This is a genomic window from Halosolutus sp. DAT137 (assembly GCF_059736405.1).
In genome coordinates this window covers 209098-235148 of record NZ_JCAQID010000003.1, presented here as the reverse complement: position 1 = coordinate 235148, position 26051 = coordinate 209098, and the positions used below count along the sequence as shown (strand labels likewise).

The 26051-nt window shown below is 60.8% G+C and carries 26 protein-coding genes; 17 read left to right on the top strand and 9 right to left on the bottom strand.

Features of this window, described 5'->3' with window-relative positions:
- A partial coding sequence (locus AC6I6L_RS08550) for a CARDB domain-containing protein (RefSeq protein WP_497917325.1) occupies positions 1-437 on the top strand: 437 nt, incomplete at its 5' end.
- Positions 438-596: 159 nt separating this feature from the next.
- On the opposite strand, the gene AC6I6L_RS08545 is transcribed toward AC6I6L_RS08550, so the two are convergent.
- Both AC6I6L_RS08545 and AC6I6L_RS08540 read right to left on the bottom strand, forming a co-directional pair.
- Positions 597-1100, bottom strand: coding sequence for a DUF7344 domain-containing protein (locus AC6I6L_RS08545; protein ID WP_497917324.1), 504 nt, complete (start codon positions 1098-1100; stop codon positions 597-599).
- Between the two features lie 185 nt (positions 1101-1285).
- Entirely contained in the window at positions 1286-1447 is a 162-nt protein-coding gene (locus tag AC6I6L_RS08540; protein WP_497917331.1) for a DUF7563 family protein, read from the bottom strand.
- A 618-nt stretch (positions 1448-2065) separates the two neighbouring features.
- On the opposite strand from AC6I6L_RS08540, the gene AC6I6L_RS08535 reads away from it, so the two are divergent.
- The 3 genes from AC6I6L_RS08535 (at position 2066) to AC6I6L_RS08525 (ending at position 4377) form a co-directional block, all read left to right on the top strand.
- Positions 2066-2398, top strand: coding sequence for a helix-turn-helix domain-containing protein (locus AC6I6L_RS08535; protein WP_497917323.1), 333 nt, complete (start codon positions 2066-2068; stop codon positions 2396-2398).
- A gap of 301 nt (positions 2399-2699) precedes the next feature.
- Positions 2700-2975, top strand: a complete 276-nt coding sequence (locus AC6I6L_RS08530) for a PadR family transcriptional regulator (RefSeq protein ID WP_497917322.1) — start codon at positions 2700-2702, stop codon at positions 2973-2975.
- 415 nt (positions 2976-3390) lie between these two features.
- Positions 3391-4377, top strand: a complete 987-nt coding sequence (locus AC6I6L_RS08525; protein WP_497917321.1) for a DUF1616 domain-containing protein — start codon at positions 3391-3393, stop codon at positions 4375-4377.
- A gap of 234 nt (positions 4378-4611) precedes the next feature.
- On the opposite strand, the gene AC6I6L_RS08520 is transcribed toward AC6I6L_RS08525, so the two are convergent.
- Positions 4612-5148 (bottom strand): DUF7344 domain-containing protein, encoded by a 537-nt coding sequence (locus AC6I6L_RS08520; protein ID WP_497917320.1) that lies wholly within the window; start codon positions 5146-5148, stop codon positions 4612-4614.
- Positions 5149-5566: 418 nt separating this feature from the next.
- Between AC6I6L_RS08520 and AC6I6L_RS08515 the strand changes: the two genes are divergently transcribed.
- The 8 genes from AC6I6L_RS08515 (at position 5567) to AC6I6L_RS08480 (ending at position 15159) form a co-directional block, all read left to right on the top strand.
- Entirely contained in the window at positions 5567-6145 is a 579-nt protein-coding gene (locus AC6I6L_RS08515; RefSeq protein WP_497917319.1) for an acyltransferase, read from the top strand.
- Positions 6142-7326, top strand: a complete 1185-nt coding sequence (locus AC6I6L_RS08510; RefSeq protein WP_497917318.1) for a DegT/DnrJ/EryC1/StrS family aminotransferase — start codon at positions 6142-6144, stop codon at positions 7324-7326. Before AC6I6L_RS08515 ends, AC6I6L_RS08510 begins: the two co-directional genes overlap by 4 nt.
- Complete coding sequence (locus tag AC6I6L_RS08505; RefSeq protein WP_497917317.1) at positions 7323-8306, top strand: Gfo/Idh/MocA family oxidoreductase; 984 nt, start codon at positions 7323-7325, stop codon at positions 8304-8306. Before AC6I6L_RS08510 ends, AC6I6L_RS08505 begins: the two co-directional genes overlap by 4 nt.
- A 68-nt stretch (positions 8307-8374) precedes the next feature.
- Positions 8375-9871 carry a nucleotide sugar dehydrogenase gene (locus AC6I6L_RS08500; protein ID WP_497917330.1) on the top strand — a complete coding sequence of 499 codons (1497 nt, stop codon included), beginning with the start codon at positions 8375-8377 and terminating at the stop codon, positions 9869-9871.
- Positions 9864-10940 (top strand): glycosyltransferase family 2 protein, encoded by a 1077-nt coding sequence (locus AC6I6L_RS08495; RefSeq protein ID WP_497917316.1) that lies wholly within the window; start codon positions 9864-9866, stop codon positions 10938-10940. The genes AC6I6L_RS08500 and AC6I6L_RS08495 overlap by 8 nt, the downstream gene beginning before the upstream one ends.
- A gap of 294 nt (positions 10941-11234) precedes the next feature.
- Positions 11235-12248: a polysaccharide deacetylase family protein gene (locus AC6I6L_RS08490; protein ID WP_497917315.1), complete on the top strand. Its 1014-nt coding sequence runs from the start codon at positions 11235-11237 to the stop codon at positions 12246-12248.
- Positions 12245-13585, top strand: coding sequence for a PGF-pre-PGF domain-containing protein (locus tag AC6I6L_RS08485; RefSeq protein ID WP_497917314.1), 1341 nt, complete (start codon positions 12245-12247; stop codon positions 13583-13585). The genes AC6I6L_RS08490 and AC6I6L_RS08485 overlap by 4 nt, the downstream gene beginning before the upstream one ends.
- A gap of 236 nt (positions 13586-13821) precedes the next feature.
- On the top strand, positions 13822-15159 hold the full coding sequence (locus AC6I6L_RS08480; RefSeq protein ID WP_497917313.1) for an MFS transporter: 1338 nt from the start codon (positions 13822-13824) through the stop codon (positions 15157-15159).
- A gap of 407 nt (positions 15160-15566) precedes the next feature.
- Here AC6I6L_RS08480 and AC6I6L_RS08475 read toward each other — a convergent pair whose 3' ends face one another.
- The gene (locus AC6I6L_RS08475) at positions 15567-16685 is read right to left on the bottom strand and encodes a DUF354 domain-containing protein (RefSeq protein WP_497917312.1); all 1119 of its coding nucleotides are present in this window, start codon (positions 16683-16685) and stop codon (positions 15567-15569) included.
- A 190-nt stretch (positions 16686-16875) separates the two neighbouring features.
- Here AC6I6L_RS08475 and AC6I6L_RS08470 point away from each other — a divergent pair, with 190 nt between their 5' ends.
- Positions 16876-18237: a prenyltransferase/squalene oxidase repeat-containing protein gene (locus AC6I6L_RS08470; protein ID WP_497917311.1), complete on the top strand. Its 1362-nt coding sequence runs from the start codon at positions 16876-16878 to the stop codon at positions 18235-18237.
- A 159-nt stretch (positions 18238-18396) separates the two neighbouring features.
- Here the strand turns inward: AC6I6L_RS08470 and AC6I6L_RS08465 are convergent, their stop codons facing one another.
- Positions 18397-19191: an AAC(3) family N-acetyltransferase gene (locus AC6I6L_RS08465; protein ID WP_497917310.1), complete on the bottom strand. Its 795-nt coding sequence runs from the start codon at positions 19189-19191 to the stop codon at positions 18397-18399.
- 111 nt (positions 19192-19302) lie between these two features.
- On the opposite strand from AC6I6L_RS08465, the gene AC6I6L_RS08460 reads away from it, so the two are divergent.
- Positions 19303-20394: a glycosyltransferase gene (locus tag AC6I6L_RS08460; RefSeq protein ID WP_497917309.1), complete on the top strand. Its 1092-nt coding sequence runs from the start codon at positions 19303-19305 to the stop codon at positions 20392-20394.
- Here AC6I6L_RS08460 and AC6I6L_RS08455 read toward each other — a convergent pair.
- Positions 20374-20880 carry a hypothetical protein gene (locus AC6I6L_RS08455; RefSeq protein WP_497917308.1) on the bottom strand — a complete coding sequence of 169 codons (507 nt, stop codon included), beginning with the start codon at positions 20878-20880 and terminating at the stop codon, positions 20374-20376. The genes AC6I6L_RS08460 and AC6I6L_RS08455 overlap by 21 nt on opposite strands.
- A 490-nt stretch (positions 20881-21370) precedes the next feature.
- Here AC6I6L_RS08455 and AC6I6L_RS08450 point away from each other — a divergent pair, with 490 nt between their 5' ends.
- A complete protein-coding gene (locus AC6I6L_RS08450) occupies positions 21371-22249 on the top strand; it encodes a hypothetical protein (protein WP_497917307.1) in 879 nt (292 codons plus the stop codon).
- 417 nt (positions 22250-22666) lie between these two features.
- Positions 22667-23170, top strand: coding sequence for an AN1-type zinc finger domain-containing protein (locus tag AC6I6L_RS08445; protein WP_497917306.1), 504 nt, complete (start codon positions 22667-22669; stop codon positions 23168-23170).
- An 82-nt stretch (positions 23171-23252) separates the two neighbouring features.
- On the opposite strand, the gene AC6I6L_RS08440 is transcribed toward AC6I6L_RS08445, so the two are convergent.
- From AC6I6L_RS08440 to ddfA, 3 genes are all read right to left on the bottom strand, one after another.
- Positions 23253-23843 carry a DUF7978 family protein gene (locus AC6I6L_RS08440; protein WP_497917305.1) on the bottom strand — a complete coding sequence of 197 codons (591 nt, stop codon included), beginning with the start codon at positions 23841-23843 and terminating at the stop codon, positions 23253-23255.
- 490 nt (positions 23844-24333) lie between these two features.
- Positions 24334-24576 carry a PD-(D/E)XK family putative nuclease gene (locus AC6I6L_RS08435; protein WP_497917304.1) on the bottom strand — a complete coding sequence of 81 codons (243 nt, stop codon included), beginning with the start codon at positions 24574-24576 and terminating at the stop codon, positions 24334-24336.
- Positions 24577-24609: 33 nt separating this feature from the next.
- Complete coding sequence (gene ddfA, locus AC6I6L_RS08430; RefSeq protein WP_497917303.1) at positions 24610-24876, bottom strand: DdfA family disk-determining factor; 267 nt, start codon at positions 24874-24876, stop codon at positions 24610-24612.
- 219 nt (positions 24877-25095) lie between these two features.
- Between ddfA and AC6I6L_RS08425 the strand changes: the two genes are divergently transcribed.
- A complete protein-coding gene (locus AC6I6L_RS08425) occupies positions 25096-26046 on the top strand; it encodes an AAA family ATPase (protein WP_497917302.1) in 951 nt (316 codons plus the stop codon).
- The last annotated feature ends 5 nt before the right edge of the window (positions 26047-26051 follow it).

Below are 26051 nucleotides of genomic sequence, written 5' to 3'. Positions count from 1 at the left end.
AACCCGTCGATGAGGAGCCATCAGACTCCTTCACCGTGGAGAACCTCGATGCGCCAGCGAACGGAACGATCGGTGACCAGGTCACCGTCACGGCGGACGTGACGAACCCAGGTGACGAAGAGCAGACTCAGGACGTGGAGTTCCGTGTCGAGGGGAACCTCGTCGAGTCCCAGGAAGTGACGCTGGGCAGCGATGAGACCGAGACCGTCGAGTTCGAACTCGATACGACCGAAGCCGAACCCGGCGAATACGTCCACATGGTTCTGACGGACGAGTTCGGTGAGGTCGCGGTCATCGAACTCACCGACGATGCGGACGCGATCGACGAGGAAGACGACGCTGACGACGAACTCGAGACTGACGATGACACCGACGACGAACTCGAGACTGACGACGACGACGCCGAACCGATGATCGCATCCGCGAGCGTCATCTAACCGGTTCCGCTGATCAACACACCGGTGATTTTTTTAGGCGGCCCAGCGAGGAGGGTGCTCCCGTAGCGCCGGGGAAAGTCGAATCTCACCCAGGGTAGTGACAGCCGTACCGCTCGTCCTCGGGGAACACGGCGCCGAATCGAGCTGGTCGCCGGGCGGTCAGTTCAGGAGTCGGTAGATGCTACTCGAGGCGACGGCGAGGAAAATGAGGACGCTCGACAGAATCGGATCGAGTTGCACGAACACCGCCACTTCGAGACCGGACAGTGCAATGAGGACGAGACCGAGCACGCAGAGTCCGAGATGCAGTCGAAGGATCGACGAGCGATCCTGTTCGTGGCCGTCGACGTACTGGAGAACGTCCTCGAAGTTCGGACCGGGCTGGATCGTTTTCGCGTCGGAATCGTACTCGATGACCTCATCTTCTTGAAGCTGTGGGAGGTGCGTTTGCTGAAGAGAGACATAGACGCTTTTGTAGAGATTGTTCGGAACGGGCGTCGCGTCCGACTCTGTGGCGGCGATCTCGGTCGCAACGTCCGAGACGCCGACCGTTTCGGACTCGGCAGCGAGCAGTTGGACGATCGCTCGGCGCCTGTCGTTTCCGAGGATGTGGAAGACCTCGCTTTCCGCGAGCGACTCAGTTCGATTCGTCTGGACTGACATTGCTCTGGGTCGGCACGCGGTTGATGGACAGTCCCCTACCTCCTACCATATGTCTCCCACCTTCGCGAACCACTAACTTTAACGTGCGGTATTTCTTCTGATGTATCCCCCGCATAATCAAATTCTGGCCTAAAACGATGCCGCGAGAGTGGCGAATCTACCGCAAAAACGCGTCTGACCGTACCCTAGTCGCCCGGAAGATGTCCGCCGGATTGCATCTCGCGATAGGTCGTACAGCCTGGGCATCCGTGAACGACATCGCCGTTGTCTCCGAACACGCGCGCGAACTGCTGGGTCACGTGCGTACCGCAGTTTCGACAGCGGGCACCAGCCGTCGACGATTCCATCGGCTTCCAGTTGTGTTGTGTGGGGGTCATACGTTCGATTGAGGGGGTAGACGCGGACGGGCACTCGAACCCGGAACGCAGGTGGACTCCCACCGACTGGGGACCACTCCGGGTCGATCGGTATCGTCCCACGGGCCAGGACGCGAACGCCGGGGCCGTCGGGACTCGCTCGTCCCGCATCAGTCCATGAGGGGGGGCAGATGCGAATAAAAGACGGTGACTGTTCACTGCGGCGGCGAGTCGAGACCGGTAGAAACACCCAGTTTCCGATCGAAGACGACAGATATCGGCCGTTACGGGGCTATCGAAAGGATTTTCGTCCGATCGACCTCAACGCGAATTCAGTCGGGTTGGGTTGCATTCGGTGGGAAAACTGCCGATTGAACGGCGAATCGACGGCGGGAAAGCCGTGGTTTCCGGATGGAAATCTCGTATTTCGATTTCGACCGAGTGTCCAGCGCAGAATAAGGTACATCGTTATAAAATACCACTACCACTTACCGATTTTTTAGCGAGACCAATGGAGGGACACGCCCCCACAGCGGACCCCGGAATCGAAAATCCGGCACCAACGCCACGCTGGGAGAGCGACCGAATTCCACCCGAAGAGTGACCACAATGTCAACGCAAGCAAGCAATACGCGATCGGAAACGGCGAACGACCCGGCAGCTAAACTCGACATCCTCGGAGACGAGTGTGCGCGGACGATTCTCGTGGCGACGAGCGAGGGCCCGAAAACGGCAAAGGAGCTGACCGAGCGGACGGACAGCTCGTCGGCTACCGTCTACCGACGAATCAACAACTTACTCGAGAGCAATCTGTTGGCCGAGTGTGTGCGATTCGAATCTGACGGTTCGCATACGACCGCCTACGAGGGAACCGTAGAGACGCTATCGGTCGGGATCGGCAGCGACGGCATCGATGTCGCCATCACGCAACAGAACGGATAACGTACCCGAGTGGGCGTCGACGGGGCCAGCCACGGACCGACCGAGGGAAACGCCAGGTAGATTCATCAACGACGGGTGGACAGGTTCGCCGTCGCCGCCGGCCAGTGTCGGGGTGGGCCGGTCGTGGAGTCCACCGAAGCGGTCGTCGAGACGAGAACTCGTCTCTTCATTGATACCGGAACGTGACAGTCACCATCACGACCATTTTATGATAGTAATATATTTTGAACAAAGCACCGTACAGCCTGTATGATACGGATAACAAATATCTACTCAGTGGAACGGTCACTGTGATTGAGCAATGCACGACCTGACCGGCTTCCAGCGAGACCTTCTGTACGTGATCGCAGGCGCTGATCGACCGTCGGGACAAACCGTCAAAGACGAAGTCGAGAAGTACTACAGTTCCGAGATCAATCACGGGCGACTGTACCCGAATCTCGATACGCTCGTCAATAAAGAACTGGTCGAGAAAGGGGAACTGGATAGGCGAACGAACTATTATGCGATCACTGACGCCGGTCGTCAGCGAATCGACGAGCGTCGAGAGTGGGAAGCGCAGTACGTCGACTTCTAGACGCTCCGGACTGTGCGGGAAGGGTCGACCGGTAGCGGTGTCCACAGAAGTTGGATCTTTGCTACGGACACGAAACAGTCGACCTCGGACAGCCCGACAGAACGCAGTGTGATGCGAGGGCGCAACCGCCGTGGATCTCCGCTGTGCATCGCTGCAAACGGGAGAGGGTTCTCACCTCTGAGCACGAGAGAAGATCCTGTGACGGCAAGTCTACTGTGAGAGAAACCGTCCCGCCGTGGTCGCACTGATGGCTGCATCCCGCCCCCGGAAGCGCGTATCTCCGCCCTAAACGGCTGGGTTTTGGGCGTGCTCTACACATAACAAAGCGACCGAAAGCGAACTACATATCGGGAATGGATATGATTTCGGTTCCAGCTGCAGTGGTCACCAGACGACCGTCCGGAGGGAGCGATCGATGAGTCTTCGACAACACACACTGACTCGCGTCCAGCGTGTCCGGCAGTATCCGATCGATCTCGCGATCGTTTCGGTGCTCGCGGCGCTGGCGTACGTCGTGATACCAGTCCTGGACGGCGGAAGCGCTCTACGACTGTTACTGACGCTCCCGCTCGTCCTGTTTCTGCCGGGATACGCGCTCGTGTCGATACTGTTCCCGGCAACGAAACGGGACGGGCACGCGTCCCGTGACTCCCAGACGCAGCGACCCCGCGGCATCGACGCGATCGAACGAGGTGGCCTGTCGCTGGTGCTCTCGATCGCGACTGGGCTGGGAGTGGTACTCTTGCTCCCCGGTACCGAGTGGGGGCTCGAGGCGACCTCGGCAATCGCTGGGCTCGTCGTCGTGACCATCGGGTTTGCACAGCTCGGCGCACTGCGCCGTCTCCGTACGGCACCGTCGGACCGGTTTTCGGTCTCCCCGCTCGCCAGGCTTCGACGACTCCGGTCTGGACGGACAGTCCAGGCATCGTCGATCGTGTTGGTCGTCGCGATCAGTCTGGCGATCGGTGCGCTGGTCCTCGCCGTCCTCGCACCGGCCTCGGCGGGCGGTTTTACCGAACTAGGACTGTACTCGGAGACCGAGGAGGGAGACCTCGTCGCCGGAGAGCTACCCGACGAAGTCGTACCCGGAGAGCCGATTTCGATGACGATCTCAGTCGAGAATCAGGAAGGGGCGGACACCGACTACACGGTCGTCGTGCAACAGCAACTCCTCGACGGCGATGACGTCGTCGATCGGTCGACGATAGGCGAGTCGGAAGTACGCATCGCGGATGGGGAAACCGAAACGCTCCAACTGGAGGGGACGCCACCCGCGGCCGCGGGCGATACGGTCCGAATAAGCGTCTTGCTGTACGAAGACGAACCGCCGACGACGCCAACCAACGAGAACGCCATGGAAGACACCTTCTTCTGGGTTACGATAACGACCGCCGAGGAGTAGCGCTCGGAAACGAGCGAGGGATCCCGACCGCCGTCGTTATTTTACCGGTAAGGACCCGCTCGTTCCGGACGGCTGAACGCCGGCAATTCGACCGAGGCTCGCCACCTCGGGGCTCAGTTTTCGAACCCCCGCGTGCGCCCTGCGGGGTCGAAACATGCAGTTGAGAACCCGATCCGGAACTACTGGTTCGACCAGTTGGGCCGCGTCTTCGAACCGTCGCTGAGACGGTCGCGGTCAGTATCCAGCACGGCGGAGAGGGAGGCGGGAACCCGGTCGACGAAGGGCGTGTTGTGCAATCGCGACGGCGAGAACGGCGACACACAGCAGGAGAGCGACGACAGGTGCGACGCTGGCAGGTATCGGGCCGACCGAAAACACCGCGAGCGCGAGCGCGACGAGGCCGAGCGTCGTCAGGGACGCGTATATCCGGTGCCACGCCGGCTGGGATTCGAGCCGTCGATCCAGGTAGGGTTCGAACAGCCCGTCGTTAGGCAGGAGTGTAATCGTGTGTTCGTCAGGGTTCCAGTCGACGATCCCGTGATCTTCGAGCATCGGGAGGTGTGTCTGGTAGAGCGAGATGTAGACCCGTCGTCGCTGCGTGCGCGTCACGTTCTCCGGATCCGTCTCGTTCTCCCAGGCGGCGACCCGTTCGACGAGCGGGGCGAGATCACAGGAGCCACCCTGCCGTTTCAGGTACTGGACCGTTCGCCGCCGCCGAGCGTTACTGAACACGTCGAAGAGTTCGGCCTGTGTGAGTTCGCTGTCAGTCATGAGATGCCCTCGAGTTCCCGTTCCCGTCTGCCGGGTATGATCGGTAACCGCACACTGCCCCCTGATACCCTGTGACCCTTTACTATCGCTCAGCTACCCTCGAGAAAGGGAATTGTACCAGTCGCCGCTCGTGATTGACGGCTAAGCTTACGTTTCCGGTCCATCTCCGACGAACGCGGGCGGAATCGGGATCCGCGTATCGATCGGATCCGTCTTCCCGACGGCGGAATCGTCGCCAATAAGTTCGGGACTACGGCCCCATCAAGCCGGGGATAACAAAGCCTCGGTACCGGCTGTGTCAGGACGATTGCCCACGCGGGTATCGATACAGTATGATCTCCCAACAACGACGGCACATCCGTCGACAACCGGGCGACGCCCGGACCGAATTGACCGTCAGTAATCGAGGTGTATCGCCGTGAGTTCGTTCGTCTGTGGAACGAACGCCAACATCGACGACGAGGTGACTGTCGGCTACGGCGCGTTCGACGAACCGACCCGGATCGGCGACGACGCGACGATCAGGGCCGGCTCGATCGTCTACGGCGACGTGACGATCGGCGACGAGTTCACGACGGGCCACGACGTCCTGATTCGCGAGAACACGACGATCGGTGACGACGTTCTCGTCGGAACGAAGACGGTCATCGACGGCCAGACGACGATCGGATCGCACGTCAGCCTCCAGACGAACGTGTACGTACCGACCGAGACGACGATCGAGGACAACGTCTTCGTCGGCCCGAGTGCGGTGCTGACGAACGACGAGTACCCGATCCGGACCGACAGCGGGCTCGAAGGCCCGACGATCGAAGAAGGCGCGTCGGTCGGCGCGAACGCGACGCTGCTACCCGGCGTGACCGTCGGCTCGAACGCGTTCGTCGCCGCGGGTGCCGTCGTCACCGAAGACGTGCCGGCGAATACGCTCGCCGTCGGCGCGCCGGCGTCAACGCGACCGCTCCCGGAACCGCTGGAGGGACCGAATCAACTCGCATGAGGGACACCGAAACCGAAACCGACGGCGGGGCAGCCACGGACGAGACGACCGAAATCGAACGAGCCGACGAGTCGGAGACCCGTACGGTATCGATCGCAGCGCCCAGTATCGGTGAAACCGCTCTCGATCGCGTTCGAGCCGTCCTCGAAGACGGGATGCTCGCTGACGGTCCCGAAGTCAGGGCGTTCGAGCGGGAGTTCGCAGCCTACTGCGGGGCAGGTCGGGGCGTGGCAACCTCGAACGGGACGACGGCGTTACACGCCGCACTCGAAGCGCTCGGGCTGGAATCGGGGGGCGCGGTCATTACCTCGCCGTTTTCGTTCGTCGCGAGCGCGAACGCGATCAGACTCGCCGGCGGAATTCCCGTCTTTGCGGATATCGATCAGGAGACGTACACGATCGATCCCGCGGCCGTCGAGCGACTCGTCGAGGAACGGGACGACGTCGTCGGTCTCCTGCCGGTCCACCTGTACGGATTACCGGCCCCAATGCCGGCACTGCTAGATATCGCCGACGAGCACGACCTGTTCGTCCTCGAAGACGCCTGCCAGGCCCACGGTGCGTCGATCCGCGGACGCCGGGTCGGACAGTTCGGTGACGCCGCCTGCTTCTCGTTTTACCCGACGAAGAACATGACGACCGGCGAGGGCGGAATGGTCACGACGGACAGAGCGGACGTTGCCGACGGCGTCGCCCGCTTCGTCAATCACGGCCGCGGCGAGACCGGCACCGGCGGCTACGATCACGTCGAACTGGGTCACAACTACCGCCTCACGAGTCTCGCGGCGGCAATCGGTCGAGTACAACTCGATCGGCTCCCCGAACTCAACGACGCGCGGAGAGACAACGCGGCGGTCTACGATGACGCCCTGGCGGAGTTGCCGATCGAGACGCCGACCGAACCGCACGGATATCGCCACGTCTACCACCAGTACACGGTTCGGACGGACGATCGAGACGCCCTCGCAGCAACGCTCGAAGCGCACGGCGTCGACACGGGCGTTTACTACGACACGCCGATTCACCGCCAACCGGCCTACGAGACGGTGAGTGCGGCGGCGACGCGATTGCCAGCGGCCGAACGAGCAGCCGACGAGGTGCTCTCGCTGCCAGTGCACCCCCACCTCTCAGAGCGAGATCGGCAAACCGTCGTCGAGGCAGTTCGGGACCACTACAGATGACAGCAGAACACCAGCTCCGGGCCGGCGTCGTCGGCGTCGGCTCGATGGGCGAGAATCACGCGCGCGTGTACAGTGAACTATCGAATGTCGACCTCGTCGCCGTCTCCGATCGAGACAGGGGCGTCGCACGACGGGTCGCAAGCGAGTTCGGGGCCGACGCAGTGACCCTCGACACCCTGATCGATCGCTGCGACCTCGTCACCGTCGCCGTCCCGACCCACGCCCACGGCAAGGTCGTCTCGACCTGCCTCGAGGGCGACACCCACGTCCTCGTCGAGAAACCGATCGCTGACACGGTCGCACGCGGCGAGCAACTCGCGGAGCAAGCGGCGAAAGCGGGGCTCGTACTGCAGGTCGGGCACATCGAGCGATTCAACCCCGCCGTCCGGACGTTGATCGAACTGATCGACGACCTCGACGTAATCGCAGTCGAGGCCGAACGACTCGGGCCGCCGGTCGATCGAACGGCCCCTGGCAACGTCATCTTCGACCTGATGGTCCACGACGTCGACATCGTCAGGACGATTCTCGACGGCCAGCCGGCTGAAATCACCGCATCCGGGACCGAAGACGGGCAGTACGCGACCGCGACGGTCGAGTACGGTGACGTGATCGCGTCGCTGACAGCGAGTCGACTGACCCAAAAAAAGGTCCGGAAGCTGACGGTGACCGCCCGCGATTGTCTGGTCGAGGTCGACTACCTCGAGTCCTCGGTGTTGATTTACCGGGACTCCTATCCGGAGTACCTCACGGACGACGGCCAGAACCGGTACCGTCACGAGAGCGTCGTCGAACGCCCGCGGGTGTCTAACGGCGAACCGCTGCGCCACGAACTCGCGTCGTTCGTCGACGCCGTCCGAACCGGCTCGGAACCCGAAGTGACGCCCGAGGACGGCATCGCCGCGCTCGAGACGATCCAGCGAATCGACGCGCTCGTCTCCGATCGGTTCGCCGCGCGCGAGCGGGAGGTGGAAGCGTGACGGACCGAGATCAGGAGCACGGTCGAGCACGACGCACTGACGGCAGCGGAACTGGAACCGACACCAAAATCGCCGTGTACGGGTCAACCCGCCCCGAAGATCAGTTGCGAACCCACCTGACTGAGGGCGACGTTCCAGTCGCAGTCTACGGTCTCGGCAAAATGGGACTCCCGCTCGCGGCGGTCTACGCCGAGACGACGGGGCACGTGACCGGGGTCGATATCGACCAGGACGTCGTCGAGTCGATCGCTCGCGGCGAGAGCCACGTCGTCGGCGAACCCGGCCTCGACGACCTCGTCGAAAGCCAGGTCGCTGCCGATCGACTCGACGCAACGACGGACGGCCCGTCGGCGGCAGCGACGGCTCGGATCCACGTGATTATCGTCCCGACGCTGATAAACGAAGACGACGAGCCGAACCTCGCGACGGTCGAATCGGTCGCCGACGACATTGCCGCCGGACTCGAACCAGGTGATCTGGTCATCGCCGAGTCGACGCTTCCGCCGGGAACCTGCCGTAACGTTCTCCGCCCACACCTGGCGGACAAAAGCGGGCTCTCGCCGGAGGAGTTCGGCCTGGCGTTCTGTCCGGAACGAACCTCCTCGGGGACTGCGCTGCGGGACATTCGCGGCCGGTACCCGAAGGTCGTCGGCGGCGTCGACGAGGAAAGCACTCGCGCGGCCGCGATCGTCTACGACGAACTCTCGGACAATACGGTCCACCCGGTTTCCGACGCGACCACCGCGGAGGCCGTCAAGGTGTTCGAGGGCGTCTACCGCGACGTCAACATCGCGCTCGCGAACGAACTGGGTCGGCTTGCCGACGAACTCGGAATCTCCGTCCGGGAGGCAATCGAGACCGCGAACGACCTCCCGATGTGCCAGTTGCACGATCCCGGACCGGGCGTCGGCGGCCACTGCATCCCCTACTATCCGCACTTCCTGCTGTCCCGGATGCACGAGCCGATGGCGCTCACCCGGACCGCCCGCGAGATCAACGACGGGATGCCGGCCGTCGTCGTCGATCATCTCGAGCGGGAGCTCGCGGCGGTCGGAACTCCCATCGCGGACGCCTCGATCGTCGTACTCGGGCTCACGTACCGCCCCGGCGTCGAGGAGACCCGCGCCTCGCCCGCCCTCGGCGTGATCGAAGCGCTGGTCGATCGCGGCGCGAGCGTCGCGGGCGTCGATCCGCTCGTCGATCCGGCCGAGTACGGCGTCCGTGCGATCGAAATCGACGAACTGGCAGCTAGCGAGTTCGACGCCGCGGTGCTGGTCACGCCACACGACGCGTTCGACGAGATACCGTGGGGCGCGATGGATCCGATGGTCGTCGTAGACGGTCGGGGTGCGCTCGATATCGGGGACGCGCACCACCGAGTCTACACGCTCGCAGGCACCAGAGACGGCGCGAAGCCGGGAGCGACGACGGACACAGCGAGTCCGGGAGCAACGACGAACCCGGAACGTGGAGACGACGCGGCCCAGTTACCGGCGGAATCGACGGTCAGGGAGCGAAATGGCGCATCTGAGTGGACCGAAACGGACGGAGGGAACGATGTATAACGGCAAAACAGTCGCCGTTGTGGTGACGGCCTACGACGAAGCGGCGTTCGTCGGTAGCGTCATCGAAACCGTTCCCGAATTCGTCGATCGAATCTACGCCGTCGACGATGCGTCACCGGACGATTCCTGGGAGGTGATCCAACACGTCGCAGAACGTATCAACGCAGCGAACGAACCAGCCCAGACGATCGCAGACGGTGGCGACGGCCGTCGAGTGGTCCCCATTCGACACGAGGAGAACCGCGGCTACGGCGCAGCCGTAAAAACCGGGTACGAACGCGCCGCCGAAGACGGCATCGACGTGGTTGCCGTGATGAACGGCGACGGGCAGATGGACCCCGAAATCCTCGACCGGATCGTCGATCCCGTCGCGACCGGCAAGGCGGACTACGCGAAGGGGAACCGCCTGCTCTCGGCGCGAGACCGCGAGGGAATGTCCACGTTCCGATTGGTCGGGAACACCATGCTGACCGGCCTCTCGAAGTTCGCGGCCGGCTACTGGACCGTCGGTGACCCCCAGAACGGCTACACCGCGATCTCTCGGGAGACGATCGAGAAACTGGATCTCGACGCGATCACCGACCAGTATGGCTTTTTGAACCACCTACTGACTCACCTCAACGTCAACGAGTGTCGGGTCGCGGACATCTCGATGTCCGCCGTCTACGGCGACGAAGAGAGCAGTATTCGATACGCCCCGTTCGTCAGGTTCGTCTCCCTGCTCTTGCTTCGGAGTTTTCTCTGGCGGCTGAAAACCCGGTACGTCGTCGAGCGCTTCCATCCGGCAGTCGTGTTGTACGGCGCTGGGACCGCGGGCCTGGTCGGCGGAGGGACCGGACTCGTGGGCGCAGCGAGAAAGGAGACCGGCGACGCCGACGGGACAACCGCCGTTCTGACGTCGTTTGCGACCGTCTTGCTCGGCGTGATCGCCCTCGGCATCGCAATCTGGCTCGACGCCGAGGAAAACAAATCACTCGAGGTGACTCGATATAACGGGTTCGAGGAGCACGAGGAACGCACCGAGCGCGAAGACCACTCCCCGCGGACGGTTCCTCGATCGGCAGAGTAACCGGCCAAACCAATCCCGCGGGCGATTTCCGGCGCCAGGGGATTGTGAGCGTTTCATAGGGAATGTTGTATCGTACTACCCGCGATCGCGGTCCCGTTCGAGCGATCGCCGGTAACGAGTGACAACGATCCCGATCAGAGAACTCCCCGGCGCAACCGGGTAGTGAGCGCTGAAATTCTGTAAGGCGATTATTTACTAACCGTATATCAGTGCTCACTGCTGATGAGATCAGCTGATGTATACCGCACACCAACCCCCCAGCCTTGAGAGTCATCGACCGAGGGCGGTGAGACGATGACCGAGGCGCGCCCATCCGAGCGATCGGCCCTGGCGAAGCCGCGACTCGCCGACCTTCCGCGGGCCGAGCTGTCGATTCCCGATGACGGCTCGTTTGCACTCTGTCTGACCCACGACGTCGACCGTCCCTACAAGGGGTTCAGATCGTTGTACCGGGCAACACGAGAGCGCCCAGAATACCACCTCCGAACGGCGGTCTCGTCTTCGAATCCCTACTGGCAATTCGAGGAACTCATGGCACTCGAAGCCGACCTCGGCGTTCGATCAGCGTGGTACTTTCTGAACGAACAGCACCTGCTCACGGATCGTCCGGTCGGCGACTGGCTCTCGGCTGCGAATTGGATCGAACACCTCGGCCGGTACGACGTGACTGCACCCCCGCTGGTCGACGTTATCCGCGACCTCGCCGGCGGCGGCTGGGAGGTCGGTCTCCACGGCTCCTACCACACGGCGACCGATCGCGATCGACTCGCTACCGAAAAGGCGACCCTCGAGTCAGTCCTCGACGAGCCGATCGCTGGCGGCCGACAGCACCACCTGCGACTCTCGGTGCCCGAAACGTGGCGACACTACCGCTCGATCGGACTCCGGTACGATTCGAGCCTGGGTTCGGGGACTGAATGTGGTTTCACGGCCGGCTACCGGCCGATTCGGCCGTTCGACGACGAGTTTCTGGTCTTCCCGCTGACCGTAATGGAGCAGGCGCTTCCCGACCCGGAGACGCGATTCGACGCGGCCCGCGATCGGTGCGAGGAGTTGCTCACCGAAGCGGCGGCGAACGACGCCGTGATGACCGTCCTCTGGCATCCGCGATACCTCAACGAGCGGGAGTTTCCCGGCTACCGATCACTCTACCGGTGGCTCGTAGAACGAGCCCTGGACCTCGGCGCGTGGGTTGGCACCCCCGACCGACTCTGTCGACTCGCCGGCGAGAGCGACGAGGGCGAAATGCGTTCGGCAGATGCCGAGCGGAAACCAACAGCACCCGACCAGCTGACGGGAGAGCGATGACGAACCCAGACCGCAGTCTGGCCGTAACGGTGCTCGTCGTCGCACTCGTGCTGACGAGCAGTATCGGCCTCGCCGGCCACCAGCTATCGTCCACTGCGGCGATGCCAGCGACGACCGACGGGGAACAACCGGATTCCTACGTCATCGAATACGGCGACGACTGCCGAGAGATCGAACCGCTGCGATCCGGCGAGTCGATCGAGGAGTTCTACGATTATCGAAATCACGAGACACATCCGCCGGGCGTCGATCGATCGTATAGTTCCTACGGGACGACCCACCTCCAGGAGGACGACACGAGCATTCTCTTCCTCCACGAGGGCTCCGACGGGCTGAGCCTCGTGATGGTCCACGATCAGGTCGACGGTGACACCGAGGGTGGCGTCGCGGACGTGGCGGTCGTCGGCCTCCCCGCCGAGAGCGAGTGGGTCGTCAGAAACGACGACTACGACGGCGAGTCGAACGTCGACGAGTTCGATCGCGGCGACGGCTGGGCGAGCGCCTCGTGGATCTGGCGGGAGGCTAGAACCGCCGGTGGCGCGATTCAGGGCGGACTCGACGGTCACTTCGCCGTCACGGTCTACCCGGCGTTCAACGACGAGGCGACCTACAGCGATCCGGACGCACACGGCCACCCGGACGGGGACTTCTACGACGACGGGACGATCGATTCGTGGGAGATCCTCTCCGGCAACGCCGACAACCCGGAACGGATACCGATGGACGCACTCGACGAGCCGATTACGATCCGGGCCGGTAGCTGTGACGATCCGTCGATCAGCTACGATCGAACCGACGACGGCATCCGGGCGACCGTCACCGGCGCGGATCGAGACGATCGAGTCGGCCTCCAGCCGACCTACGGAACCGGAAGCGACGTGACGTTCGATCGTCTCTCGGTCACCGGCGTGGACGGGGATACGACGGTCACCACCGAGAACGGGCATCCGGAAACGCCATCGCCGTCGCCCCCTGGTGTCGAATCAGCATCGCACCTCGGCGTGTCGACCGAATCCGACGCCGAGTACAACACCACGGTGACGTTCACGGTCGATAAAGACTGGCTCGACGAGCAGGGACTCGATCCTAACCACGTCGCCCTCTACGCCGAGCAAGACGGTACGTGGAACGAATCGGAGACGACGATGTACGAGGAGACGGACGACGCGTATCGGTACAGTGCGAACGCCTCCGTGCCGACGCAACTGACCGTCGCGCCCTCACAGGACGCCGACGAACAGCTGCCGTTTACCGTCTACGGGCTCGGTCTCGGCCTGGCTACCGGTGCATTACTGGGCGTCGGCTGGTTCCTGAGGGCACGGGACCGGTCGGGGTAGCGCGGTTCGATCGGTCCGGGGTCGATCGGTAGCCATCGATATCGTCACGTCCGAACTGGGCATCGGGGGGACGTGGCACGCTTTCGGTATTCCATGAGATTCGTGACAGCCGAGTTTGGTGTAGGGCGTCTGTGCCGAGTGACAGGGTCGCACAACGCTTGCCAGACGAGATTCGTGTTGACAGGTATCAGTTCGATGTAGGAGGTATTAACCCGGAGCACGTACGTCTACGACCAATGTTCGGTCTCTCGGGTCGCGAACTCAGATTTATCCTCGTCATCAGTGCGATACATCTCGTACAACACTTCCTCATGCGGCTTATTCCACCGCTGATACCTGTGCTGGCGGTAGCTATGGAGTACCCACTCTGGCAACTCGGTTTGCTCATCAGTCTCTACTCGCTCGGATCAGGACTCGCGCAGGCACCGTTGGGAGTTATATCGGATCGGTACGATCGACTGTACATTCTTCCCACCGGGATTACGCTAGCCGGTTTGGGGTACGTGCTGTTCGCCAGCTCACCAGCTCTCGAAGCGTCCGTTCCGGAAATTACGCTGGTCGGGTACGCGTTCGAAGGCGGCTTTTTTGTGATGGGATTTGCCATGCTCCTCGTTGGCGTTGGCTGTGCTGTGGTCCATCCAGTCGGGTATCCGATGATCACGGACAACGTCTCCCCGGAGAACAAGGGGAAAGTTCTGGGAGCGTTTGGGAGTTCCGCGAAATTTGGGGATGCGAGCGCACCAGTCGTGATCGGCATCCTGATTATCGTTCTCCTCTGGCACCAGATTCTCTTGATTCTGGGTGTTTTCGGCACCGCGTTTGGACTTCTATTGTTTGTGATATTACAGAGTGACGACTACGAAACCATCCCTGCAGCACAACAAAAAACGGGGGAGAAAAGCGACACGTCTCAGAAAACCGTCAAAACCGCGGAAAATCGGACATATTTGTATCCTCTGGTAGTTCTTTACCTCTTTTTTATCACAAAAATGTTCTCGGCGGAAGGAATTAAAACGTTTCTTCCAGCGTTTATCGTCGCCGTATACGCGTACTCGTTCGAATTGATAGGAGTCGATTTCGGACCAGAGTCGGTCGCAAACTTCTATTTTGCAGCGATGCTCGTGTTTGCCGGCGTGTTCCAGTTAGGAGTCGGTGAATTGACAGACAGGGTAGACACACGTCTCATCCTTCTCGGTGGTTCCGGAACGGCCGCTATCGGGCTGTTGTCCCTCTCGCTACTCGATTTGGGACCGACACTGCTCCTGGCGGTTCTGTTGCTAATCAGTACCGGAATTTACGGCCTGGCACCCGCTCGCGATGCACTGATCAGTGATATTTCGCCCCCCGAACTCGAAGGCAGAACGTTTGGCTACATCTGGACCGCCATCAGCCTCACGGGAGCGGCGATGCCGCCGCTGGTTGGATATATTATCGAAACAGCAGGGATGCGTGACGGATTCCTCGTACTGACGTCGGGAGTAATCCTCGCGGCGGGAATCGTCTCCTTGCTCTTCGTTGATCGTATCTACCTCACGGAGACGGACTCGTACGTCGAGCCAGGTGGCTCAGACTGATCACGGTCGATACTCCCGCCGAAGTCGCCAATCAGGGTTTCGGTGGCGGATCGCGAAGCAAAATAGAGTAGCCACTAAAAATCACTGCACACCCGATCGCAAGGCGGTTCTGCGATCGGTGTGTGAATCGGATCAGTCGGTACTATAGAAACCGGCAGCATGGCCCGGATCCTGGCAGGTTCGTTGCATTCGGACAGACGAACTAGCAACTGTACTGAAGGTGCGAGAAAGACGAAGATGGCCGAGTCTGGAAGCAACGCGTGTGGGAAGACGATTAGATACTCTCGTCGCCGATGGTACGGTTCACACGGGAATCGCTCCAATCCCGCTCGTGTGGACTGCTGTAGATCAGTACCCGACCGCCGGCCGTGGTGTCGCGCCACCGGCACATCGCCATAGCAACCGTATCAATCGCTGCCGACGCCAACCGATCGCGTCGGTTCCGTCTGTGGCGGCTGGTCGTACTTCTGAAGCGACTCGATGCCATCGACGTACCCGTGTGCGGTCGCCACGTCGACGATGATCTCCGTGAGGTTGACTGTTTCGGAGAGGAACTCGGTTCGCCGTCGATCCCACTCGTCGCTGGTACCGTCCTCGCGGAGTATCGTCCGTGATCGATCGAGGATGGCGTCGAGGGAGTCGACGTTGTGGATCAGTCCCTGGGTTTCGAGTTCGACGAAGTTGCCCATATCGCTGTCGCCCACGAACGAGTTCGATCGGATCGCCGGCGTGCCGAGCAACGCCGCCTCCGTGACCATCGTCTGCGTGTCGGCAACGAGGAGTTCGGCCTCGGCAAGCGCATCGTGCATGAGCGCAGGGTGGAGATCGAACTCGCGAGCAGGTAGGTCCGCGAGATCCGTCTCCCGACCTTCGTCGGAGACGAGCACCGTCGCGTCCTCGCTGAGGTGGGTAATGAGTCGACGGCGACCCTCGCCGGTGATCCCCTGCTTGCCGACGTCGTGTTGGGAGCCAAAGGCGTTGAGCCGAACGATCGTGTACGGCTCGTCGGCGTCGAGGCCGAGTCGATCGCGGATCGAAGGGTTCGATGTATAAATTTCCGGGTGGAGGTACGCACACTCCTTGAAGCCCCGGAAAACGTAGTGGTCGTCGCCCAGGTCTTTGCGGAACGTATCGGGAGTGAGGATGGCCCTGGCAAACGGCGTCGAAATGGTGTGATCGAACGCCGCCGGCTCGGAGTCGATCAGGAGCACCGTCGGGGTTCGAAGCACCGCGCCGGTATGTGCGGCGTAGCCGCCCATCCCGAAGATGAGGTCCGGGTCGAACTGGCGGGCCTTCCGAATCGCCCGGTAGTAATGTGCCGGCAGTCGACTCAACAGCGACCCTTTCGAGGTATCGCAGTAGCCGTAGACCTCGTAGGGCAGGTCGTACCACTCGAGCAGATCTGTCGTACAGGTGTACTCCCGCGCGAGGACGAGTACCTCGTGGCCGCGATCGCGAAGCTCCCTGACGGCGTGTTTGTAGAGATGGACGTGTGCCGGCGTGTTGGTGAAAAACAGGTATTGCATTGTGACTACCACCGTGTCCTGATCGGATACTGAGACAGTCAGGTGGGTTTGTTATCAGGCTCATACCTCCAGCAAGCGATCGGAAACCGCCCACAATCGACATCCGACGGACGGTAGGGCCAGGAGACCCCCGCCGGTGACGAGGGTAGCGAGCGGATAATAATGGGTCCCCCAGCGCAGATTTCCGTCAATGCAGTCAGAGCTAACTCCCGAGATCAACGTCGCGAACCTGCTGCGGGGAGCGTTCTCGCGGTCACGATCGACGGCGTCGGACGATCGAGTGCACCACGCAACACGCACGGTTAACGGGGACTCCGCTGAACCCGGGGCCGCGTCCGCGGCGGCGATCGACGAATACGGGCCCGTACTCGACGCCACCCTCGAGTACGCGCGGGATCGATCGTACGCAGGGCCGGATTACGGCGACGGGATGAGTAGCAAACTCCTGCAGGCGGCCCCCGTCGACAACCGATGGGTCAACATCGTGGTCCAGGAAGTCGTCAAACGCGCCCCAGTAAACATCAGGCCGCTGCTACGGGTCGAACACCGCCGCAACTACAAGGGCGCGGCGCTGTTTACGATGGCGAATCTCAACTACCACGAACTGACGAGCAGCGGACACCTCCCGGAGCCCGCCGATTTCGATCCACTCGAGGAGGCAACCCAGCTCGCCGCCTGGCTCGTAGAAGAGCGCTGTACCGGCTACAGCGGGTTCTGTGGCGGCCACCGCCACGAGATGCAACACTTCCACACGAAGGGGGTCCCCAACGACGCGGATATCGTCTCGACCGCGTACGCGGTGAAAGCCCTGCTGCGTGCCGTCCGGCACGACGCCGTGCCTGAGGAGTACGCGACGATCGCCCGAACGGCGACCTGGTTCCTCGTCGAGGACCTCAATTACAGAGAGGGAGCGGAGGGGGCGAAAATCGACTACCACATGAACCACCCCGACGACTCCTACACGCTCAATTCGGCCGCCCTCGGCGCGGGGATGCTCGTCGACCTCTACGACTACTTCGGAGACGAGGAACTTCGCGATCGAGCGACGGAGATTCTGGACCACGTCGTCGCCCACCAGACCGAAGTCGGCGGCTGGCCGTATCGAATCCCCGCGGATGCCTCGCACCTGTCGATGGACAGCCACCACAACGGGTTCATTATCGAATGCCTCCAGCGCTACCGCGACGTCGTCGGCTCCGATCGGTACGAGGAGACGATCGAATCGGCCCTCCAGTTCTACCGGGACGAACTGTTCGAGGCCGACGGCGCGCCGAACTTCGACGAGTCGAACGCCTACCCCCGCGATATTCACGCGAGCACGCAAGGAATGTTGGTGTTCACCCGAGAAGGGGAGTTCGATCAGGCGGAGCGAATCCTGCGCTGGGTGCTCGCGAACCTGCAGGTTCGAGAGGGCGTGTTCTACTACCGCAAATACCGGTATCACACGAAACGGGTCACCCTGATGCGGTGGTGTCAGGGCTGGATGAGCTACGCGATGTCGGAGTTGCTCGTCGCCCGATCAGCACCCGATGCGGCCAGCGAAGATCGATAGCGACACGTCCTGACAGCGAGAGAGAGCGGGCGATCGGTCCCCGAGTTCGCTGAAAGCTTCGACTCACGGGTAGTCTCACCCCCATTCCGCTGGCAGTGGCGATCGCGTCGCACTGGCAAGGGCAACCGCGTCTCACTGACAGTGGTAACCGCGTCCCGCTCACGTGACCAGAAAGTACGGATCGTCCAGCAAATGGGGTTCCAGCGCTTCTCGCAACTCGCGTACGTTGAACAGGTAGACCTCGAGACCGTTCAGATTCGTGTGGTCTAACACCCCCTCGCGGTCGAGGATGCGCATGATCTTTCGCTTGTTGAACGAGTAATACTTCGAGGTGTAGTTCGCGGTCTGTTGGGTGATCCGATCGTGTGAGTCGTCGTCGTAGTAGATCACCCCCGACGCCTCGGTGTCTTCGATGTACGGCACGTCGTACAATCGCTCGATGTAGTGGAGATGAGAGCACTTGAGCCAGGGCGTACCGATGTTCATCACGAGGACGTTCTCGCGATCGAGTTTCGCAAAACAGCCGTCGGGAGCGTAACTCCGGTGGTGGTCGCAGTCGTCGAATCGGTAGGGACCGTCGACCAGAATCGACTTGATCGCGTCGTCCGTTCGGTAGGTCGCGTCTTCGAGAAAGAGTCTCGAAAACGTCCCGTGTTTGGGGCGCGAAAACTGTTTATGATAGACGCCGGAGATCCGAAAGTAGTCCGTAAACCCCGGCGCGAGGATGCTCTCGAAGTTCGATCGCAGTTTCTCGAGCACGAATTCGTACGGGTTTCGGTCGAACGCCGACCGAACGTCGCTCAGTCCAGCGTGGAGAAACACCGTCTCCTGGTCGGCATACCGGTCCAGAATATCGTCGAGGCGCGCTTCGTCGACCGGTTCGACCGACGTGGGCCGCCGTTTCAGGGCTGCATGCGTCCCGATCGTCGCGAACCGTTTCGCCTGCCGTAACATACGAGAACTCCCCACAGTCAGTCGAATAATTATAACTCGGCTGTTCAGTCATAGGGCGAGCATAACAAACCACTGACTGTCCGAACTGCGATCGAGAGGGACACGTCAGGGATGGGAAACGATACGAACGTGCTGGTTGTGACCGGATTGTCGCGGAAACTGGAGGACCATTACGGACCGCTCGTCGAAGTCGCCGGGGAGACGACGATCCTGTGTTTCGAGCCCGATCGGAGCCTGGAGGGGGTACGGTACCGGCCGGTACCGACGTTCGGCCACCGTCTCGTCGGAATCGCCGTTCTGTTCGTCTACGCACTGCTCGAAGCGCGCCGCGAGGAGTACGACGCCGTCGTCTCGATTTCGCTGTTTCCGTACGGCCTCTACGCGCTACTGCTCCGGTACGTCTACGGCATTCCCGCTCATCTCGGCATCATCGGAATCGACATCGACCACCACGCCCACGCCTGGTACGGCGGCCTCGTTCGTGAGGCGTTTCGACACTTCGACGTCGTCTCAGTTCCGGGACAAACCCACGCGATCGAACTCGCGGGGATGGGCGTCGGTCGTGACCGAATCGAGATTCTGACGAACACGATCGACGTGGACACGTACGAACCCACCGCGGCCCCGGAGATCGAGTACGACTTCCTCTGGCTCGGCCGATTCAACGAAGAGAAAGACCCCCTCTTGTTCGTCGACGCGATCGCGCAACTCGACGCGAGGGGGATCGACGTTCGGGCGGCGATGGTCGGAGCCGGCCCGCTCGAAGACGACGTCGACGCGGCGATCGACCAGTACGGACTCGAGGCGTCGATCGATCGGCCCGGATGGGTCGACGACCCGATCGACTACTACGCCTCGTCTTCGATCCTCGTTCTCACGTCTTCGCGTGACGCGATGCCGCTCTCGCTGATCGAAGCGATGGCGACCGGCCTGGCCTGCATCGCCTCCGCCGTGGGGTCGATCCCCGACGTGATCGAGAACGGGAAAAACGGAGTTCTGCTGACCGACCGCACCAGCGATCGGTTCGCGACGGCGATGGAACGACTGTACCGCGATCGACAGCACCGACGCGCCCTCGCCACCGCCGCAGTCGACGTTCGCACCGAGTTCGCCCCCGAACGGGCGAGCGAAGACTGGGACCGCATTCTCGCGACGATGACGGAATCGACGCAAAAAACCGAGTCAGGCCCAGTGACCGTCTAAGGCGGGGCGGCGCGCCGCCGTGTCCTCCAGCCGACCGAACTGGGTCGGTCCGATCGCGACGATGCGGCCGTCCTCGGTCGCCGTGTTGTACGGATTCATCAGCAGCGTCTCTCGGTTGCGAGTCGCGAGAAAGACGTAGGCGTTCGATCTCGGCAGGATTCCGCCCGGATTGACGCGATCGCTTATCGCTTCTCGTCGGCGGTAGGAGGCGAGTTCGTGCCAGTCGGTGTAGTTCGTTGCCGAGGAAGACGCGACGACGACGGCCGGGCCGGACTCGGCGGATTGCGCCGCGGGGCCGGTGCTGTCGGCCCCGGCCTCCATCGCCGTCGAGAAGACGACCCAGCGATCACCGTCGACGGTGAGCATCGTGCTGTAGTAGACCGAGCTATCGACGGTGTGAACCGTGGTGGGAGACGGCGAGTTCGTTTCGAGTTCGCTGCGCGGGAGTTTGAAAATCCGATTCGCCTCCGCGTAGGCGCTGTCCATCCCCCACAGGATCGCGTCTCGGGTGAAGGCGAGTTCGACCGCACGCCAGCGCTGGCTACCGCTGCCGACGACCTCGAGCGTGCCGTCTCGGATCCGGGCGATCCCATATTACTGCCGCGAGCAAATTCGTGAGCGACAGCAACTGGAAAAGCGCGGATTCGAATCAGACCAGGCGCGTGAAACGACGTGAGCACGTCTCGGCGTGGTTCGAATTCGGGCGATCCTCGTATACGGAATTTTGAGAGAACAGATAGTATCGTGACCGAATCCGGTCCTTCCGATCGAGGATAGTTACAGTGAGACGTGCTGTCAAGATGGAACCGTCGTCCGTCGACTATTGTAGCTGTCTTATTTATACCGACGATCGACTCTGTCCCAGACACGGCGTTAGGAGGTGTACCGTGTCAGCTACCGTGCTGTGCCGGTATTGATACGGCGCTATCCCGCCACTGAAAGTTATTTGTCAGTAATTGGTGTGAGACGAGTTTGCATGGAAGGATTCGACAACCTGACACGGCGAGTAGTACTTGCAAGCATCGGGGGAATCGTTGCCACAGGGACCGTCGTCGGCCGACAAGAAGAACAGGAAGATCCAGAACCGATCGAACTCGTCGCTGTCGAGTGGACGACCGGAGATCTGGGCGACCCCGAAGTCGGGATGACCATCCGCAACAACACGGACGAGGAAATTTCAGTCGAGGTGACGGTCGAACTCTTCGAGGACGATAGTCGACTCGAAGATATCAGTCTGTACTTCAGTGACGTGCCGGCCGACATCGAAGCGAGTGATAATCGGGGGTTCATTGGTATAGAAGAGGCGGACCTCGAGCGCGTCACCCACTGGACGGTTTCCGTCGAGGAGATCGTACTGTTCGACGACTACGACCTCACATACGAGTTCGAAGGCCCAATCAGTCTCGACGAGGACATCGACATCGAGGAGGCTACCGTCCCAGAGGAAACGGAAGAAGTTGACGAAGTAGACGAGGATGCGGAACCGATTGCGCTCGAACACGTCGAGTGGACAATTGACGATTTCGGCAGTCCTGAAATCGAGGTGGGAGTTCGCAACAACACCGAGGAAGAACTCTCGATCGAGGTGACGGTCGAATTTTTCGAGGACGATAGTCGACTCGAGGACATCAGTATGTATCTCAGTGATGTCTCACCCGGTGTCGAGACGGGTGATGACCGCGGATTGCTCGACGTGGAACGAGACGATCTCGAGCGTATCACCCACTGGACGATCGAGGTCCAAGAGGCATTCGCACTGACCAACGGCTACGAGGCCACGTACGAGTTCGAGGGGTCGATCGTCCCCGACGAAGAGGTCGACATCGAGAGCGCTGAGATCGAAACTGAGGGGTGACTGACAGCGGCGACGCAGAACCAGCGGCCGACGGCCCCGGGGTCGAATTCGTTGGGACGATCGGTGAAGCAGCCTCGAGAGCGGCTATGCTGTTTTTCGCACTTTATTTCGGTAATTATGTTTGTTCTATAGCAGTGACTGTACAACTCTGGTTATAGTCGGTGGATCGGGACCGGGGTCGGCACCGCGATCGTGCCGCAACGTCTGCGAGGTCGTGTCGACCCTTGTGTAAAAACCTCCTTTCCGGGAGTCGGTAAGGCGATAGTGTGAAAAATCGTACCATCCCCAACCACCTCCGCACGCGGGTCTCAGTTGAAACACACGAAACGGTAGTTGATAGTTTCATCAGCGTTTGAATTCGGCTGCCTCGTTTTCCGATAAGTTCATTATTCCTAAATACCCTCATAGGATTAACAGATGGGGGAATGTGACTTTTCGGGATGTTCTGGGGATAGTACGATCCAGAATTCGTGTTCATACTGCGGATTTAATTACTGTTCCACTCATCGGCTTCCAGAACGCCATAACTGTCCTTCATTGTCAAAAACCAATACGCTCGGCCCCGACTTCAGAGAAGAATTCGGTATCTCAGCGAAAGGACCGGACCAAAAGACGCGCTGTTCGAGGTGCCAGTCTGCACCAATTATTTTTGGAGAAGAATTCTGCGAAGATTGTCTTCAAACACAGGTAGATCGACAAGAAAAAAGCCAATGCGAAGAATGTTCAAACTATACGATATCAGAATACAACCTCTGTCTTGAGTGTCGTTATCAGAACCAGAGAATAGATTCACGAAGCCCTGATGTCCAGGTTGACGGATCAATAAACAACTATGGGACAGGTTCAGATGTGTCATCCGCCGAAGACGCAGAATCCTTAGGTTTGATTGCTCGGTTAAAGTCTGTATTTCAGCGTGGCTAATTCATTCTTTGTCCCTAAGCGGGGGCGAGTAATCTTCGGTGCATAGAGTGTGCGCCGCGCTAGTTGACGGTGATTCTCTGAATTAGTGTGGTTGGAACCGAATAGATCCTTGGGAAAAGAAGTATGCAATCCCACCTAAACCGCCAAAAATTAGTGGGTACACTACACCTGCGACGACAAATGAATGGACAATGTCCGGACGAACGGTACCCGACCCACCGAATACGGTAGCCGATTCCGAAAAGAAGAACACGCCAACTAAAACAGCGGCGAGATAGCCGGTGATAATAGACGCACCGTTAAGAAACGCGAAGGACAATGTTCTTGTTTGTCCCCAAGATGCAGCCGAGAGTATACCAAAAATAAATAGAACGATCGGGGGAATCACATACAGAAAGTCCAAGTACTCTGAAATACTGTCTTGACCAAGTAAATCAAGCCCTGATGCTGCCATCGTCTCTCCAAACAAGGACACAGATTCCGTTAACGGGACGGTGTGAGCATTATAGAAAAACCAACCGGATACGACTGAATCCTCTGCTCCGACTTCGGTTGACGGAACTTGACCGAGGAGTACCATATGACGAGTCAAAAGGTATCCAGTCACGAACGCAAGAACACCGGCGACAACACCGGGCCACAAATTTGTCTGATAACCGCCGAATTGTTTCATAAGAGACCATTCCAAACCGACAGTACATAAACATTATAGAAAATACTCATTCGCTCCTTTTAATCGAAAGTATTCAATGGTCCTGTAGGGCGGTAGGGCAGAAGTCTTCACAAGGAAGTGGTAGGACGAATCTGATGTGTCCAAGACCAGCATCGTATTGAAGAGCGAATCAAAGGACATAGCGACACGGTTCGTCTCTGGCAGAAACAACTCGATGGGACGTACTCACGCCGCCCACAAGTAGAAACAGCGATCGAAGTCTGCAAGGATCTCGGCCTCGGAACCCCGAGGGTTCGAGGTCGAGTAAGGGTCAAAGCACACGTCTTCGTCGCTCTCTGCCTTCACCTGGCAGTTGCACTTGCTGATTATCACCGTAGAAACGATGTCGCTAGTCCAAACATCGCGCTATGAGGTCCATTCTTCCCCACCGCCATCGCCGGAAGGTATCGTTCCAAGCTGAGAATATACCATCCTCCTCCCGCTCCAACCGTTACGGTGACGATGATGTTATCTCAGTACCGTCACAATATTCAAATTGACTTCCTTCGGGGTTTACTCGTTCGCCCCCGAGATTGAAGTCCAAGTCATACGTCGTCGATTTGATCTCGGCGGGCGTCCCGGTCTGCAATCTCGCGTCGTGCCAGCTCGCCCGAATGTGAACCGGCACTTCTTCGCTCCGCTTCTCACAGACTGTCACGAAGTGATTCGATCGATTCGCGCCGATCGAACCCATTACGCGCGCGGCACTTTCTTCCCGATCGCCCCCTCAGGCGACTTCTCGCCTGGACTGCGCCTGCTGATCGGCGTCGAAAATCGTGATCTCGCCGTCACCCTGGACGCGAACGGTGTAGTTCTGATACGGGAATTCGACGGAGAGATGCGTCCGATCACCCTCGGAGTGATCGAACAGTTCGTCGAGGGCCTCGGTGTCGATCACGGTGTGTAGCGCCGGCTGAAGATCGAGAGGTGAAACGTCCTCGTGGTCGGCGATCCGTTCGACGACTGCCAGACTGGTCGGCTGCCCACGTTCCATACCTGTCGCTGCCAGAACCGTATAGATAAAAGTATGTGGTCGTCCACTGACGCATGGCAGACGACCGTCAGACGCCGTCGTACGGTTCGGGACGGTTCCGACCGAGATCCGGTCACTGTGGGCGGGTTCGATCGCCAGGTGCCCGAGCGCGCGACGGGCCGCCAGACGAACCCAGCCAGAGACCGATAGGTCTGTCTGGCCGGCCATTCTACACGGCGTATGGACATCGACGCGGCCGCCGACGACTGCGCGGCGGTCATCGAGACGATCGAGGAGACGGTCGTCAGCGATCGGCGGTTCCTCGAGACGATCCTGCTGGGCGTGCTCGCTCGCGGCCACGTGTTGCTCGAGGACGTTCCCGGAACGGGGAAGACGCTCACTGCACGGAGCATGGCGACGGCACTGGGGCTGTCGTTTTCCCGGGTTCAGTTCACCCCGGATCTGCTCCCCGGCGACGTCACCGGAAGCCACATTTTCAACGAGCGAACGCGTGAGTTCGACTTTCAGGCGGGACCGATCTTCAGCAACGTCGTCCTCGCCGACGAGATCAACCGCGCGCCGCCGAAGACCCAGGCCGCGTTACTCGAGGCGATGGAAGAACGACAGGTGACCGTCGCCGGCGAGACGCGATCGCTGCCCGACCCCTTCGTCGTCATCGCGACGCAGAATCCGATCGAACACGAGGGGACCTTCCAGTTGCCGGAGGCGCAGGTCGATCGCTTCATGGTGAAAACGAGCATCGGCTACCCGAATTTCGAGGGTGAGCGATCGCTCCTGCAACGTCGTGCGAACCGACACGATCGAAGTCCGTCCGTCGAGGGGACGCTCACTGCCGACCGGGTGCGGAGGCTGCAGGAGGTCCCCGAGACGGTGCGCGTCCACGACGACCTCGTCGACTACCTGCTCGAACTGACGCGGGCCACGCGATCGGACCGCCGCGTCGCCGTCGGCGTCTCGCCGCGGGGCTCACAGCGGCTGTTCGAGGCGGCTCGCGCGCGAGCCGTCATCGAGGGTCGCGAGTACGCGACGCCCGACACCGTAAAAGCCGTCGCCGCGCCCGTACTCGCCCACCGACTCGTCCTGACCGCGGACGCCGCGGTCGACGGTGTCGAACCCGAGACGATCGTCGACGACGTGCTCTCGAAGACGCCCGTTCCGACGGTTGAGTGACCGTC

Excerpts from the sequence above, each read along its gene's own strand:
- AC6I6L_RS08545 (WP_497917324.1), bottom strand. The coding sequence starts at position 1,100 with ATGTCAGTCCAGACGAATCGAACTGAGTCGCTCGCGGAAAGCGAGGTC.
- AC6I6L_RS08540 (WP_497917331.1), bottom strand. The coding sequence starts at position 1,447 with ATGGAATCGTCGACGGCTGGTGCCCGCTGTCGAAACTGCGGTACGCAC.
- AC6I6L_RS08535 (WP_497917323.1), top strand. The coding sequence starts at position 2,066 with ATGTCAACGCAAGCAAGCAATACGCGATCGGAAACGGCGAACGACCCG.
- AC6I6L_RS08530 (WP_497917322.1), top strand. The coding sequence starts at position 2,700 with ATGCACGACCTGACCGGCTTCCAGCGAGACCTTCTGTACGTGATCGCA.
- AC6I6L_RS08525 (WP_497917321.1), top strand. The coding sequence starts at position 3,391 with ATGAGTCTTCGACAACACACACTGACTCGCGTCCAGCGTGTCCGGCAG.
- AC6I6L_RS08520 (WP_497917320.1), bottom strand. The coding sequence starts at position 5,148 with ATGACTGACAGCGAACTCACACAGGCCGAACTCTTCGACGTGTTCAGT.
- AC6I6L_RS08510 (WP_497917318.1), top strand. The coding sequence starts at position 6,142 with ATGAGGGACACCGAAACCGAAACCGACGGCGGGGCAGCCACGGACGAG.
- AC6I6L_RS08505 (WP_497917317.1), top strand. The coding sequence starts at position 7,323 with ATGACAGCAGAACACCAGCTCCGGGCCGGCGTCGTCGGCGTCGGCTCG.
- AC6I6L_RS08495 (WP_497917316.1), top strand. The coding sequence starts at position 9,864 with ATGTATAACGGCAAAACAGTCGCCGTTGTGGTGACGGCCTACGACGAA.
- AC6I6L_RS08490 (WP_497917315.1), top strand. The coding sequence starts at position 11,235 with ATGACCGAGGCGCGCCCATCCGAGCGATCGGCCCTGGCGAAGCCGCGA.
- AC6I6L_RS08485 (WP_497917314.1), top strand. The coding sequence starts at position 12,245 with ATGACGAACCCAGACCGCAGTCTGGCCGTAACGGTGCTCGTCGTCGCA.
- AC6I6L_RS08480 (WP_497917313.1), top strand. The coding sequence starts at position 13,822 with ATGTTCGGTCTCTCGGGTCGCGAACTCAGATTTATCCTCGTCATCAGT.
- AC6I6L_RS08475 (WP_497917312.1), bottom strand. The coding sequence starts at position 16,685 with ATGCAATACCTGTTTTTCACCAACACGCCGGCACACGTCCATCTCTAC.
- AC6I6L_RS08470 (WP_497917311.1), top strand. The coding sequence starts at position 16,876 with ATGCAGTCAGAGCTAACTCCCGAGATCAACGTCGCGAACCTGCTGCGG.
- AC6I6L_RS08465 (WP_497917310.1), bottom strand. The coding sequence starts at position 19,191 with ATGTTACGGCAGGCGAAACGGTTCGCGACGATCGGGACGCATGCAGCC.
- AC6I6L_RS08460 (WP_497917309.1), top strand. The coding sequence starts at position 19,303 with ATGGGAAACGATACGAACGTGCTGGTTGTGACCGGATTGTCGCGGAAA.
- AC6I6L_RS08455 (WP_497917308.1), bottom strand. The coding sequence starts at position 20,880 with ATGGACAGCGCCTACGCGGAGGCGAATCGGATTTTCAAACTCCCGCGC.
- AC6I6L_RS08450 (WP_497917307.1), top strand. The coding sequence starts at position 21,371 with ATGGAAGGATTCGACAACCTGACACGGCGAGTAGTACTTGCAAGCATC.
- AC6I6L_RS08445 (WP_497917306.1), top strand. The coding sequence starts at position 22,667 with ATGGGGGAATGTGACTTTTCGGGATGTTCTGGGGATAGTACGATCCAG.
- AC6I6L_RS08440 (WP_497917305.1), bottom strand. The coding sequence starts at position 23,843 with ATGAAACAATTCGGCGGTTATCAGACAAATTTGTGGCCCGGTGTTGTC.
- AC6I6L_RS08435 (WP_497917304.1), bottom strand. The coding sequence starts at position 24,576 with ATGGGTTCGATCGGCGCGAATCGATCGAATCACTTCGTGACAGTCTGT.
- ddfA (WP_497917303.1), bottom strand. The coding sequence starts at position 24,876 with ATGGAACGTGGGCAGCCGACCAGTCTGGCAGTCGTCGAACGGATCGCC.
- AC6I6L_RS08425 (WP_497917302.1), top strand. The coding sequence starts at position 25,096 with ATGGACATCGACGCGGCCGCCGACGACTGCGCGGCGGTCATCGAGACG.